Source organism: Alcaligenes pakistanensis, assembly GCF_014652815.1.
GTDB lineage: Bacteria > Pseudomonadota > Gammaproteobacteria > Burkholderiales > Burkholderiaceae_B > Alcaligenes > Alcaligenes pakistanensis.
Window position 1 is genome coordinate 754,812 of the sequence record NZ_BMZN01000003.1, and the last position, 13,398, is coordinate 768,209.

Genomic DNA, 13,398 nt, shown 5'->3' on the forward strand with positions numbered 1-13,398 from the left:
CCTTGTCAGACAGATAGCCGGTTGAACGCCGTTTTCAGGCGATCAAACTCGAGGTTAAAGTCCAAGTTGCGACGTTGAGAGGTCATGGCAGCCATCAAACGGCTACCTTGGTTGTGAGGGCGAATCCAGACCCACACACGGCGATCCCGGATATAAAACATCGAGAACACGCCAATAATCAGAAACAAACAACCCAGATACACAATGTACATGCCTGGACTGCGCGCCACCTGGAATACGCTGGCCTGAACTTGCTCGAAGCTGCTCAAGGTCAAGATAACGGGAGCGGGATAATCGGGCAGGTTTGCAAAGGCCAACACAGCAGACTGAATCCAGCGATTAGCGTCGCTATTTTCCTGGCTGTAATCCAGTTCCGGCAAACCTTGTTGCTGCCTGATCAGATCACGCAATTCAGATAGTGTGAACTGAATCATGGGAATTGCAAAACCCAGAATACGTTCGCGTTCGGCCTCAGGCACCCGGCTGATCAAACCATCAAAGCCAGCTCGTACAAACGTTTGCAAAGCTGTCTTGGACGCCGAAAGCATCAACTCTTTTTGCTCAGGCGAAGACGAATTACGCTCTGCAAAGCGCTCGGCCGCCTGGGTCACCAGCGCCTCGTTCTGGGTGGCCGCACGCAGATTCATGAATTCTTTCAAAGAACCATTTTCATCAGCGGGAAAGCGGACATAGCGGAATGGCTCAGCGGGAGAGAACCGCATCCCGGCCAGAAAAACCAAAGTGCCATCCAGCTCAACGGGCAGCATGTAGTTCACAAACTCACGAGACTGACCTTGATCGTCAATCAGGCGGTAGTTCACGCTAGGGCCCACGTTCTTCAGATGCTGGTCTTTTTTATTGGCAGCGCTACCGGTTACAGCAGCAACGTGTTCAATCATGGCCTTGGGCTGTGGGTCCCCTTCAGACAGGTTTTCCACGTTGATGGGCCGCAGCTCCGTCAGCTGGACCGTCAAAGGATGATCGCTGGGGCTTTGCTGGGCAGTGATACCCATGCTCTCGCCCACTTTGCCGTTCAGTTCAAACGGTTTGGCGCCAGGTCCCACCAAGGGGTAGCCCTGCAGGCTCAGAATACTGCCGCCATCATCAAAACCGGATTGGTAAACGGTAACGCCCTTGTAGCGCAAAGGCTCATTCACCTCGATCGTGCGCTCGAAAGTATGGCCGGTTACCGGATCGGTAACTTCCACTTCACTCTTGAAACTACTGGGCATGCCGGTGGAGTAGTACTCCACCAGGAAGCGCTTGAGCTCCAGGGCAAACGGCAAAGGCTGAATCAGCACGCCCTCGCCAGAATTAATCACCGCTGTGGCCGTACGGGCACCTTCAGGTACCAGCATATTGGCGCGGAAACTGGGATTACCCAAGCCAAGTCGCCCCGTTTCAGGCACTTGGGAAATCAGCATGTTTTCGGTAATGGGCTGTTTACCACCCAACCAAACCTGCAGACGCACCGGCAATTCACTGTCGAGCAGGCCGCCCACACAAATCACCACAATCGCCAGGTGAGCAAAAATGTAGCCCAACCGGTTGGCGCTGCCCTTTTTAGCCGCCAGCATCATGCTGCCGTCGTCATCCTGACGCACGCGCACGGCATAGCCCTGCGACTGCAACCACCCTTGCACCTGTTCACGACTATGTTCCGGGGCACCTGCACTTTCCAGCTCCACCCGATGCGGGAAGGCTTTCAAGCTACCGCCACGCACGTGCTCTTTGAACGTGCGCATCTCGCGGATCATTTTGGGGGCATTGCGAATGACGCACAGAGTGGTCGAGACCACCAGAAACGTCATGATGACCATGAACCAGCCACTGTTGTAGATGGACCAGATCGAGAAATGATCAAAAAACTCGAACCAGTACGGCCCGAATTGATCGATATAAGTATTAGCCGGCTGATTTTGCGCCAAAACGGTACCGATCAGGCTAGCTACGCAAATGAACATCAGCAAGCTGATGGCAAAGCGCATCGAACCGAGCAATTCCAGGAAATCGGCCGCAAAGCGACGTACGGGGGATACTTTTTTCACAAAGGCTAGCTTAGGAGGTGGGGGAGGTTCACCGGAAACATCCCGACTTTGAGTGCGGAACGCGCACAAAGTTCGATCGCGTAACAAGACACCAGCAAGAAAACCGGCCTAAATCGGCACGGCTCCTTGTTAAGGCACCCAAACCGCCACGACCTTCAGGAAGCTGGGGCCAAAGCGAATGTCAGGCTTTAGACAGTCAGGGGGCCAATGGCCCCCTTAGACTGATTAACGCAGGCCGGCTGCGAAATCTGACACAGCCGCAATGTCGGAGTCCGACATACGATCTGCAATGTCATGCATCATCGGGCCATTGGCACGATCACCACTGCGGAACAGTTTGAGCTGTTCGGCAATATAAGACGGATGCTGGCCAGCCAGACGAGGGAACTGACCAGGCATACCTGCGCCATCAGGCGAGTGGCAAGCAGCACAGGCAGCAACACCGCGCTCGGGCAAACCGCCGCGCCAGATCTTTTGGCCGCGTTCCATGGTGTCTTCTTTGCTAGCGTTAGCTGCCTGTTCCCAGTCCACGGACTGTTGGGACAGATACAGCGACACGTTTTTCATGTCTTCTTCAGTCAGGCCAGCCGCGATGGCAGTCATCAGGCTGTTGGCGCCTTCTGGGCCACGACGCGAGGGCAAGGACTTCTCGTCCTTGGCACGGAAGTCGTGCAGCTGCTTGACCAGGTACTCGTACGGCTGGTGAGCCAGCGACGGGTTCACTGGAATAATGCTGTTGCCGCCATCCCCGTGACAGGTCACACAGGCCAGCACGCCACGCGACATCTCACCTTGCAGGTAGAGCTGCTCGCCTTTGGCGGCATCGGGCTTGGGCAGACCAGCTGCATTGGCCACGTTAGCGGTAAAAACCGCAGAGCAAGCCATCGTCAGGCTGCTTGCGATAACGACTCGGGAAAGCGCACGCTTCATTTGGACCTCGATAATCGCGAATCAATCGGGGTGCCGCATGCGCCCCGCAAAAGCCACCGTAAGCCGCTGATCAGTACCCAACGGAATACGACATTACTGTTTCAAATCGAGAGATTATACAATAGGCGCTGAACCAATATGGAATTACGCTGCAACCATGTCGATACTGCACCGCGCTCACTTCACGATTTCAGCTGCTCAGATCGATCAGCTGCCCCCTCCCGGCCCTCCAGAGGTCTGCTTTGTGGGGCGCTCCAATGCGGGCAAATCCTCCGCCATCAATGTGCTGGCCAACCAAAGAAAACTGGCTTTTTCCAGTAAAACGCCGGGACGAACACGTCTGATCAATATGTTCGGCATACCCGACCCGCTCTCGCCGGGCGACTTCCTGGGCCACCTGGTGGACTTGCCGGGCTACGGCTATGCCGCCGTGGCCCGCCACGAACGCCAAGACTGGGCTGAAATCCTGGGCGACTACCTAGCCACGCGTCCTTCGATTGCCGGCATTGTGCTCTTAGTCGACATCCGTCGCGGCGTCACCGAGCTGGATATGCGCCTGGCCCAATGGATTGCGCCTACCGGCAAGCCCGTACTGGCGCTGTTGACCAAGGCCGACAAACTACCTTATGGAAAACGCATCAAGGCCGTTGCCGACGTACGCCGCCAGCTTCAGGAAATCGGCGCTTTGCACGCGCTGCCCTTTTCCTCCACCGACCGTATCGGCCTGCCCGAAGCAACCGAATACATCGAAAACTGGATTTCTCCGAAGGTTGTTCCATGACCCGTTTTATTCCTCCTGCCGACTTTCCCAATACTCGTCTGCGCCGTAACCGTCGCGATGAGTTTTCCCGCCGTCTGGTGCGCGAAAACCGCCTGTCCACGGACGATCTGATCTACCCGGTCTTTGTGCGTGAAGGCGAGAAAGTTCAGGAGCAAGTCGGCTCCATGCCTGGCGTCATGCGTTACTCGCCCGACGAATTGATGCGTGTGGGCGAACAATGCATGGAACTGGGCATTCCCGTACTGTCCCTGTTTCCCTCTATCGACCCGTCTTTGAAAACGCCGGATGGCAGCGAAGCGGCTAACCCGGACGGCTTGATTCCACGGGTTGTGGGCATGCTCAAACAGCAATTCCCCGAGTTGGGCGTGCTGACGGACGTGGCGCTGGACCCCTATACCAGCCACGGTCAGGACGGCATTCTGGACAATGACGGCCACATCCTGAACGAAGAAACCGTTGCCATGCTGATCCGCCAGGCCCAAACCCAGGCCCAGGCAGGCGTGGATATTGTGGCTCCCAGCGACATGATGGATGGCCGTATCGGCTCCATTCGTGCGGCCTTGGACAAGAACCAGTTCATCCACACCCGCATCATGGCTTACTCGGCCAAGTACGCCAGCGCCTTCTACGGCCCCTTCCGCGACGCGGTGGGTTCGGCTGCCAATCTGGGACGTTCCAACAAGAACACCTACCAGATGGACCCCGCCAACCGTAACGAAGCGCTGCGTGAAGTGGCTGCTGACATCCGCGAAGGCGCCGATATGGTCATGGTCAAACCCGGCCTGCCGTATCTGGACATCCTTCGCGACGTGAAGGACGCCTTTGGTATGCCCACCTATGCCTACCAAGTCAGTGGTGAGTACGCGATGATCAAAGCCGCCGCCCAGAACGGCTGGCTGGATCACGACAAGGTCATGATGGAGTCCCTGCTGGCGTTCAAACGCGCGGGTGGCGACGGCATTCTGACCTATTTCGCCATCGAAGCCGCCAAATTGATGCGCGAACAGAACTCCTGATTCACATCAATCAGAATGCAAAAAACGCAGCCTGTGAGCTGCGTTTTTTGTTGCTTGTACGCGACGGTCTATCGCCTGTTAGACCCAAATAGAGATCATTTCGATCCTATCAAGGGGTTTAGGCACCCGCCAGCACCTCATCAAGCACTTTGGAAAAGCGGGCTGCGTCCTGAAAACCGATAACGCGCAGTTGTTCCAACTGCTTTCCCTTGGAATCAAAAAACATGATGCCGGGAGGGCCAAACAGACGGAAGTGCTTCAGCAGTTCCCGATCCTCGGGGGTATTGGCCGTCACATCGACCTGCAGCAGTTCGAACTGCGCCATACGCTGCGCCACGGCAGGATCACTAAAGGTGAAGTTCTCCATCTCGATGCAGGACACGCACCAGTCCGCGTAGAAATCCAGCATCACAGGGCGCGTTGCCTTGGCCAGCCGCTCGTCCAGCTCTTGCAGGGTCAGCACGCGCTGGAACTCGACCTTGCTGTGAGCCGCTGCCACTGTGCCCGTAGATTTCAAACCTTCCAAAGGACGAATCACACTAGGGCGCGCCAAAGCGATACTAATCAACATCATGATGGCCCAGACGGCCAACAAGACACCTACACCTTGCCGCAATCCCGACCACGGGGTGCGGGGTGCTGTGCCTCGTCCAAAAGCCCCCAGCAAAGCCGCAGCCCACAAAGCCAGCACCACCCACCCAAAGACAGCGATAGTGCCGGACATCAAGGGTGAGACCATCCACCAAGCCGTCGCCAGAAGCAAAACACCAAAAGCAGTTTTGACACTTTCCATCCAGGCACCAGCCTTGGGCAGCAAGCTTCCAGAGCCTGCCCCGACAACCAGCAGCAGCACGCCCGAACCCCAGGCCAAAGCAAACAGCGCCGAACCACCCAGAACTACATCACCCGTCTGCGAGATAAACAACAGCACACCCGCCAAGGGAGCGGCCACGCAAGGACCAACAATCAAGGCAGACAACATGCCCATCAGGAACACGCCACCCAGTTGACCACCGGGTAAACGATTCATTCTCTCGTTCAGGCGCGTCTGCAAACCGGCTGGAGCCTGCAAGGTAAAGACATCCAGCATGGACAGAGCCAGAGCCACCAGAATCAGTGCAAACAAGCCCAAAACCCAAGGATTTTGCAGCCAGCTTGCCAAACCTGCGCCCAACAAACCGGCGGCAACACCCAGCAAGGTATAAACCAGTGACAGGCCAAGCACAAAGACGAAAGCCATTTTCAGGCCATGCCAACGCGATGGTGCCGGCTGGTTACGGCCCGCGATGATAGACAGCAAAATCGGTACCATCGGCAGCACGCAAGGCGTAAAGGACAGCAGCAAGCCGAATACAAAGCTCAGCAGCACAATCTGCCCCCAGCCCGCCTGCTTCAGATAATCAGCCAGGCCCACATCGCTCAGGCTCAACGCCGATGCCATACCCCCTGCATTCGGGTTGACGCTTGCCGTCTTAGCAACGCCCGTCTGCTGTGCCGAACCTTCACCGGGAGCCGGTACAGAAACAACACCAAACTGCCCAGCCACCTCCCAACCTTGTCCGGTCGGGATCAGGGTCAAGGTTTGAGTAGAGGGGGAATAACACAGGCCCGCATCCGCGCAGCCTTGGCTGACCACATCAATTTTCAGATCCTGGCCGATGGAGCTATCTACCAACACCGGAACTCGCAGTGTCACTGAGCTCCGATAAACCTCCATGACCTCGTCAAAGGTGGGGTCGTAGACTTTTTCGCCATCTGGAAACTGGGGCGTCCCCAAGTGCTCTGCTTTCTCGGTCGAGAACTCAAAGCGCTTGCGGTACATATAGTATTCAGGCGCGATCTGGAAATGGATATCCAGTTGATCTGGCTGGCTCATGGCCGCGGTCAGGACAAAAGCCTGCTCCGGGTCCAAAAACTCTTCTTCTGCCTGGGCCGTTAAAGGGGCCGCTGCCAACCAGGCCAGCATCAAGACAAAGAAAACAGCAAACCAGGCGCCAAGACGCTGGGGGGAAAACAGGGAACGCTTCAAAGACAAGGACACAAATCTATTCCGGTTTTTTAGGCTGAGTCATCTGGATCAGGTAGGACGCGTCTGGGTCCGCACCCAATCCAGATAAGCGGTGAAACCACCAACAACGGGAAGAACAATTAGTTCAGGCAGTTCGTACGGATGCTGCTCCCGCAAGCGATCTGCCAGTTCCGGTAGCCGGGCTACTGTGGTTTTGAAAGTCAGCGTGATTTCCTCATCGCCCTGTAACTCCCCTTGCCACATGTACATAGACAAACTGCTGGGCGCAAGGTTCGCACACGCAACAATTCCATCCTCCACCAGATGGTGCGCCAGGTATTTGGCCAGCATCATATCGGGCACGGTACTTTGCACCAACACCAGTTGCTGCGCCTCCAGATCGGGCACAGTCAAGGCGAGTTCAGGCTTGGAGTGGGAGGGACTATCGGACATGCAAGGCTCCTGATCAGAGCCCGTAGTGTAGCGCTTCGCCTGTAATTAGACGCAGGCTCGGGAACGACTCAAACCACTTAAGGTTTCAGACGGGCGCTCGCCATAACTGCGCCGGTAATCCGCCGAAAACTGCCCAAGGTGGGTAAAACCACAGGCCAGAGCCACATCGGTCACCGACAGGCCCCCATTCAGCAAATGGTGTCGTGCCGCTTCCAGCCGCATCTGCTTTAAGCGCGCCATAGGGGCCACACCGAGATGCTCCCGGAATCCGGCATACAAACTACGCACGCTAACCCCGGCGGCCTGAGCAATATCGCCAATTGTGATGGACTGGCCGGCCTGACTTTCCATGAAATCCAGGGCCCGTCGCACAACATACGGTAAAGCAGCGGCAGTCTTATGAACGGGCTGATTGTGCTGATGCAGCTCGAACAAGGCGTAGATCAAGGTTTGCTCAAACTGCCGAACCTGACGCGGCTGATCGAATAAGGAGCCATCCGAGACTTCGGCAAACTGCCAATCCAGTAAACGGCGCAAACTGGCACCATCGGGCGCATCCAAAGGAATGGAAGGTTGGAACTCCAGCGGTCCACGTACAGGCTGCGCGAAATAGTCCTGATAATGGCGCTCCAGTCCTTGACGTCCAATACGCACAAACAGCTTATCGGCCTCCAGGCTGTGTTCCATGCTGAAGGCTTGGGTGGGGCTGATAATGGAAGCCAGACGCGATGTGGATGAAAAACGTCCATGCGCAGTATGGATCTGCTCTTGCCCCGAGAGGGGGATCTGCAGAAGATAGAAATCGTCCAGCGGTTGAGGCTCAATCTGCACCTGTGCACCATAGCGCAAGCGACCATACGCCACATCCTGGCCCTGGCGCAGATACAGGCGCGCATTCAGGCGCTGACGCGTATCCGTCAGCGTCAGATTGTGGGGGCAGAAAACCTGGGAGATATAGTGCTGAACGCAGTCCACATCCTGCGAATGCAGCTGGGCATAGCGATTCAGTATGGTGGTCATGAGCGTCGCGACAAGCGATAAAAAAGCTGTGCCCTAGTTTGGCACAGCCTCTTGCACTGCAACATCGAGACAATCCCTAGGCTGACCCACCACTAGGCACGGATCAAGCCAGGAACAGCGGTCTCAACGGTTTACTGGCCCTCAAAACGGCCAAAGCGTCCCTGCCAATACAGCAAGGGAGAATCCTGTTCCTGCTCGGCATGATGCACTTGCAGCACCCGCCCCAATACCAGGGCGTGGCTATGGCGTTCGATCACTTCTACGATCTGGCAGGCCAAGGCCGCGGGCGCTTGTCGGGCCAGCCAAATACCGTGCTCGGTACGCAGCCAGTCATGTCCGGCGTAACGAGCATCGCCCTGTTCGCCTTTGAAACCGGCAAACTGCAAAGCCAGGCTGGCTTGCTCAACACCCAGAATATTCACACCAAACAAACCGCTATCGCGCATCAAAGGCCAGGACGAGGAGCTTTGATTCACGCAGACCAACACCTCTGCCGGGTCGGCCGCCACTGAGGTCACCGAGGTCGCGGTCAAGCCGCTACGCTCTCCCTGATGTTCGACCGTAATGACATTAGCCGTACCACCCAGATGGCGCATCGCCATTTTGAACTGCTCGGCAGAAACCCCCGGCGCGGATAGCGCTTGATCTGTCGGCAAGGAAGCCAACTCCACAGACATGATTCACCTTTTTTAATCTTGTGAGCAACACCGCCTTAACGACAGTGTTGCCTGCATGGCTGATGTGCACTGACCATCCCCCCAAGGCAGAACCTAAATCTGCCGGATGGCCAGCGGATCGCTGTTAGCGAATGCCACGCTGCTGCAACAAAGGCAGCACAGTATCACGGAAATACGGGAATTCCTTTACATAGTCCACAAAGGACAAGGTTGTTCCCCGGAAACCAGCCGCGTGTAGAGCACACAAACCATCTGCCACTTGCTCGGGCGTTCCCACCAGCGGAAAACCACCATGGCCGGCCGCCATACGCTCACGGATCTGTTCCAACAACTCGTGCGGGAAAGAGTGAGCATGAGCAAACTGCAAATTCATCAGATTGTCCACGGCACCATTGTCGATATTACCCATGATGCGCTCCCACTCGGCCTTGGCTTCCGTTTCGGTAGGACGGCACACCACGTGCGAGAAAGTCATGACATCGACCTTACGGCCCTGTGCATCGCCTTGCGCCTTGAGCTCAGCCACTTCTTTCTTCGAGCGCTCCAGCTCCATCGCTGGCGTGAACAGGAAATTGGCATTGCGGCTGGCAAACTCACGGCCCTGGCCAGAACCGGCGGCATTGAAGATAGGGGGATCAAACTCAGGGCGGGGATTACCGTACACACCCTTGGCCTGGAAGTATTTACCATCCCAATCAAAACGGCCATCGTGGTGCCAGATCTTCTTGATGAAATCGAACCACTCCTGTGCATAGCCATAACGTGTTTCGTGATCATCTGGCAGCTTCACACCCAAAGCATCGTATTCAGGTTTATTCCAACCTGCCACGATATTCAAACCCACCCGGTTGCCACTTATCTGCGCCATGGTGGCAATCTGCTTGGCAACCACAACAGGATGGTTGGCAACAGTATGCACCGTAGCAAACACACTGATATTGCGCGTATTAGCCAGCAAAGCCGTCGCCCAGGTCACGGTTTCCAGCACGTAGCCGTGAAAATCTGTTTCGCCACCGTAACCAATCCAGCGCGCAATAGGCAGCATGAAGTCCATGCCGGCATCATCCAGCAGCTTACCCAGCTTCAAATTATTTTCCCACGTGGCCTGCCAGCGATCAGGCAAAGTGGATACCGTCATGCCACCACCGCAGTTAGTGGCAAAGGTGCCCAGCAAAAACTTATCGTGTGTGAGCAATGTATTCTGTGCCATCGCCAGTCTCCTGAAAATCATTGTGCTTTGCAGATCGCCACCATGGCGACGCTGACATAGCGCTGATTTTAGGGAGTAGCCTGAAGGCCCACTATCGGATCCTTGCCGGTTTTATCAATTGCCTGCAATTATTTGAACCATAAAGCGATACCGACAGCAGAACCTAGTAAAAACCCTTATATAACAGAGCCTTGCCGAGATTTTTTTAAGCAATTTTTGACACGTACCAGCCCCTGCTTTACGCCTCCCCTCTAAACTGAGGCTTGAAACCAGAGCTCTAGTTTGTAGCTCGGCCCCATGCGGTCCGGTTTCACATTGGGGCTGGCCTTTAGGTTCAAGACTTGAGACTTATTGCGGAGAGCCGAGCCTAGAGCTGTTCCAAGACAAAGCCCCCCAACCTTGATGCTGCAAATAGCCCAGGCATAAAAAAACGGACTCCTGAGAGTCCGTTTTCAATACTACTGTAGAAACAAGCGGCGCTTATTCAGCAGCGGCTTCTTCCTGAGCTTCTGGACGATCTACCAGTTCCATGAATGCCATAGGAGCGTTGTCGCCCTGACGGAAACCCATTTTCAGAACACGAGTGTAGCCACCGTTACGCTCTTGGTAACGTGGGCCAATCACTTCAAACAACTTGGTAACGGCATCGCGGTCGCGCAGACGGGCGAAAGCCAAGCGGCGGTTAGCCAAAGTTGGGTTCTTAGCCAAAGTGATCAGAGGCTCAACCACGCGACGCAGCTCTTTAGCTTTAGGCAGTGTGGTTTTGATGGCTTCGTGAGTCAGCAGGGATACGGACATGTTGCGGAACATGGCCAAACGGTGGCTGCTGGTACGATTCAGTTTACGTAGACCGTGACGGTGACGCATGATGATTTTCCTAAATAATGAATCTAATTGGCACGCCGCTTATGCGACATGCGTAAATCCGGTTCTTCTATCAGCTAAGCTGCGGACCAGATGGACAGCGCAAAACAATAGCATATTTTTAGCCACCACTCACACTTTTTGCAGGTGTACAACACCCAAAAAAGTGTAAGTGGCGTCTAAGAAACTACCGTCTTGATGACAACTTAAGGACGCTCAAGGCCCAGAGGTGGCCAATTTTCGAGCTTCATGCCCAAAGTCAGACCACGTGCAGCCAAGACTTCCTTGATTTCGTTCAAGGACTTGCGGCCCAGGTTTGGAGTCTTCAACAGCTCGTTTTCGGTGCGCTGGATCAGATCACCGATGTAGTAAATATTTTCGGCTTTCAGGCAGTTTGCGGAACGAACTGTCAATTCCAGATCGTCGACTGGACGCAGCAAGACTGGATCGATCTGTGGAGCGCCACGCACTGGGGCTTCGTAGGCATCGCCCACACCTTCCAGAGCAGCAAACACAGAGATCTGATCCATCAGGATGCGAGCGGACTGACGCACTGCTTCCTCGGGCGAGATCACGCCGTTGGTTTCAATGTCCAGAACCAGCTTGTCCAGGTCAGTACGTTGTTCCACACGGGCGTTTTCGACCGCATAGCTAACACGACGCACTGGGCTGTAGGATGCGTCCAGCACAATACGGCCAATGGTGTGAGTGCGATCATCAGCCAAGGCACGAACGTTACCAGGCACATAGCCACGGCCTTGCTCAACCTTGATCTGCATTTCCAGCTTGCCGTCGTCGGTCAAGGTGGCAATCACATGATTTGGGTTGATGATTTCAACGTCGTGCGGCAATTCGATGTCACTAGCCAGAACCTGGCCAGCGCCTTCTTTGCGCAGGATCAGGGTGACTTCTTCACGGCTGTGCAGCTTGAACACTACGCCCTTCAGGTTCATCAAGATATCAACCACGTCCTCACCCACACCTGGCAGTGTGGAGTATTCGTGCACCACACCGGTGATCTGCACTTCTGTAGGCGCATAACCAGTCATGGAGGACAGCAAGATACGACGCAGTGCGTTGCCCAGAGTGTGGCCGTAGCCGCGCTCGAAAGGCTCCATGATCACTTTGGCGTGATTTTTGCTGATCGGTTCAACTTCGATAGAACGGGGTTTCAAAAAACCTTGAGACATTCGATTTCCTTTTCAATACCCTCGGCTCGTTACACCGATAAGGCTGACGGAAACTGGCCAGAGCCAGCAGAAAAGTATCGCAAAGCCCACTTGCCGAAAAACGGGAAGTGGGCTTGCTTTACTGCATTGCGTAAGCGGTCTTCGCGTGAAAAATTAACGCGAGTACAACTCAACAACCAGCGATTCGTTGACGTCTTGAGCGACATCAGCGCGATCAGGGACTTGCTTGAAGACGCCGGACAGCTTGGCAGCGTCAACTTCCACCCACTGAGGCAAGCCAATACCCGTAGCCAGATCCAGGGATTCCTTGATACGGCCTTGGGACTTAGCTTTTTCGCGGACGGCAACAACGTCACCAACCTTGATCAGCATGGAAGCGATGTCAGCGGTATGACCGTTGACTTCAATAGCGCGGTGATTCACCAGCTGACGAGCTTCAGCACGTGTAGAGCCGAAACCCATGCGGTAAACCACGTTGTCCAGACGCGATTCCAACAACTGAATCAGCGTTTCACCGGTGTTGCCACGGCGGCGATCAGCTTCAACGTAGTATTTACGGAATTGCTTTTCCAGCACGCCGTACATACGCTTGAGCTTTTGCTTTTCGCGCAGCTGCAGACCGAAGTCAGAAGTACGGGCACCGGAGGTGCGGCCGTGCTGACCAGGACGCGATTCCAGTTTGCACTTGGAATCCAAGGAGCGACGGGCGCTCTTCAAAAACAGATCAGTACCCTCGCGACGCGAGAGTTTGCACTTTGGTCCAATATAACGAGCCACTTTGCTTCCCCTTAGATGCGACGACGCTTGGGTGGACGGCAACCGTTATGCGGAACCGGTGTGATGTCTGCAATGCTGGTAATCTTGATACCCAGAGCATTCAGAGCACGCACAGACGATTCACGGCCGGGACCGGGACCCTTGATGCGAACTTCAAGATTTTTAATACCGTACTCCATGGCAGTGCGGCCGGCTGTTTCAGCGGCAACCTGCGCGGCAAACGGCGTGGATTTGCGAGAGCCTTTAAAGCCCGCGCCACCCGACGTAGCCCAGGACAACGCGTTGCCCTGACGGTCAGTAATGGTGATGATCGTGTTGTTAAAAGAAGCGTGGACGTGAGCAATCCCGTCCGACACGCTTTTTTTGACTTTCTTGCGTGCGCGTGAAGCGCTGCTAGAAGCTTTGGCCATCTTCTATTCCTCGA

General features: G+C 55.2%; 13 protein-coding genes. 2 read left to right on the plus strand and 11 right to left on the minus strand.

What is annotated here, in order from left to right:
• Positions 1 to 5: 5 nt before the first annotated feature.
• Together IE156_RS12670 and IE156_RS12675 are read right to left on the minus strand one after the other, a co-directional pair.
• A complete protein-coding gene (locus IE156_RS12670) occupies positions 6 to 2,048 on the minus strand; it encodes a cytochrome c biogenesis protein ResB (protein WP_189392877.1) in 2,043 nt (680 codons plus the stop codon).
• A gap of 225 nt (positions 2,049 to 2,273) precedes the next feature.
• The gene (locus IE156_RS12675) at positions 2,274 to 2,978 is read right to left on the minus strand and encodes a c-type cytochrome (RefSeq protein ID WP_189392878.1); all 705 of its coding nucleotides are present in this window, start codon (positions 2,976 to 2,978) and stop codon (positions 2,274 to 2,276) included.
• A gap of 157 nt (positions 2,979 to 3,135) precedes the next feature.
• On the opposite strand from IE156_RS12675, the gene yihA reads away from it, so the two are divergent.
• Positions 3,136 to 3,759, plus strand: coding sequence for a ribosome biogenesis GTP-binding protein YihA/YsxC (gene yihA / locus IE156_RS12680; RefSeq protein WP_189392879.1), 624 nt, complete (start codon positions 3,136 to 3,138; stop codon positions 3,757 to 3,759).
• Positions 3,756 to 4,775 carry a porphobilinogen synthase gene (gene hemB, locus IE156_RS12685; RefSeq protein WP_189392880.1) on the plus strand — a complete coding sequence of 340 codons (1,020 nt, stop codon included), beginning with the start codon at positions 3,756 to 3,758 and terminating at the stop codon, positions 4,773 to 4,775. The genes yihA and hemB overlap by 4 nt, the downstream gene beginning before the upstream one ends.
• A gap of 118 nt (positions 4,776 to 4,893) precedes the next feature.
• Here hemB and dsbD read toward each other — a convergent pair whose 3' ends face one another.
• From dsbD to rpsK, 9 genes are all read right to left on the minus strand, one after another.
• Positions 4,894 to 6,816: a protein-disulfide reductase DsbD gene (dsbD, locus tag IE156_RS12690; protein WP_189392881.1), complete on the minus strand. Its 1,923-nt coding sequence runs from the start codon at positions 6,814 to 6,816 to the stop codon at positions 4,894 to 4,896.
• Positions 6,817 to 6,852: 36 nt separating this feature from the next.
• Entirely contained in the window at positions 6,853 to 7,236 is a 384-nt protein-coding gene (cutA, locus tag IE156_RS12695; protein WP_189392882.1) for a divalent-cation tolerance protein CutA, read from the minus strand.
• A gap of 45 nt (positions 7,237 to 7,281) precedes the next feature.
• Positions 7,282 to 8,256 carry an AraC family transcriptional regulator gene (locus IE156_RS12700; protein WP_189392883.1) on the minus strand — a complete coding sequence of 325 codons (975 nt, stop codon included), beginning with the start codon at positions 8,254 to 8,256 and terminating at the stop codon, positions 7,282 to 7,284.
• Positions 8,257 to 8,387: 131 nt separating this feature from the next.
• Positions 8,388 to 8,933, minus strand: coding sequence for a flavin reductase family protein (locus IE156_RS12705; protein WP_189392884.1), 546 nt, complete (start codon positions 8,931 to 8,933; stop codon positions 8,388 to 8,390).
• A gap of 124 nt (positions 8,934 to 9,057) precedes the next feature.
• Complete coding sequence (locus IE156_RS12710; protein ID WP_189392885.1) at positions 9,058 to 10,143, minus strand: LLM class flavin-dependent oxidoreductase; 1,086 nt, start codon at positions 10,141 to 10,143, stop codon at positions 9,058 to 9,060.
• Positions 10,144 to 10,623: 480 nt separating this feature from the next.
• Positions 10,624 to 11,010, minus strand: a complete 387-nt coding sequence (rplQ, locus tag IE156_RS12715) for a 50S ribosomal protein L17 (RefSeq protein ID WP_189392886.1) — start codon at positions 11,008 to 11,010, stop codon at positions 10,624 to 10,626.
• 203 nt (positions 11,011 to 11,213) lie between these two features.
• Positions 11,214 to 12,197 (minus strand): DNA-directed RNA polymerase subunit alpha, encoded by a 984-nt coding sequence (locus tag IE156_RS12720; RefSeq protein ID WP_003805337.1) that lies wholly within the window; start codon positions 12,195 to 12,197, stop codon positions 11,214 to 11,216.
• Between the two features lie 153 nt (positions 12,198 to 12,350).
• Positions 12,351 to 12,974, minus strand: coding sequence for a 30S ribosomal protein S4 (gene rpsD / locus IE156_RS12725; RefSeq protein ID WP_189392887.1), 624 nt, complete (start codon positions 12,972 to 12,974; stop codon positions 12,351 to 12,353).
• Between the two features lie 11 nt (positions 12,975 to 12,985).
• The gene (rpsK, locus tag IE156_RS12730; RefSeq protein WP_003805343.1) at positions 12,986 to 13,384 is read right to left on the minus strand and encodes a 30S ribosomal protein S11; all 399 of its coding nucleotides are present in this window, start codon (positions 13,382 to 13,384) and stop codon (positions 12,986 to 12,988) included.
• Between the last annotated feature and the right edge of the window lie 14 nt (positions 13,385 to 13,398).

Bases quoted from the DNA above. Each gene is read 5' to 3' on its own strand.
- cutA (WP_189392882.1), bottom strand. From the start codon at position 7,236: ATGTCCGATAGTCCCTCCCACTCCAAGCCTGAACTCGCCTTGACTGTG.
- yihA (WP_189392879.1), top strand. From the start codon at position 3,136: ATGTCGATACTGCACCGCGCTCACTTCACGATTTCAGCTGCTCAGATC.
- IE156_RS12705 (WP_189392884.1), bottom strand. From the start codon at position 8,933: ATGTCTGTGGAGTTGGCTTCCTTGCCGACAGATCAAGCGCTATCCGCG.
- hemB (WP_189392880.1), top strand. From the start codon at position 3,756: ATGACCCGTTTTATTCCTCCTGCCGACTTTCCCAATACTCGTCTGCGC.
- IE156_RS12675 (WP_189392878.1), bottom strand. From the start codon at position 2,978: ATGAAGCGTGCGCTTTCCCGAGTCGTTATCGCAAGCAGCCTGACGATG.
- IE156_RS12710 (WP_189392885.1), bottom strand. From the start codon at position 10,143: ATGGCACAGAATACATTGCTCACACACGATAAGTTTTTGCTGGGCACC.
- rpsK (WP_003805343.1), bottom strand. From the start codon at position 13,384: ATGGCCAAAGCTTCTAGCAGCGCTTCACGCGCACGCAAGAAAGTCAAA.
- IE156_RS12700 (WP_189392883.1), bottom strand. From the start codon at position 8,256: ATGACCACCATACTGAATCGCTATGCCCAGCTGCATTCGCAGGATGTG.
- rplQ (WP_189392886.1), bottom strand. From the start codon at position 11,010: ATGCGTCACCGTCACGGTCTACGTAAACTGAATCGTACCAGCAGCCAC.
- IE156_RS12720 (WP_003805337.1), bottom strand. From the start codon at position 12,197: ATGTCTCAAGGTTTTTTGAAACCCCGTTCTATCGAAGTTGAACCGATC.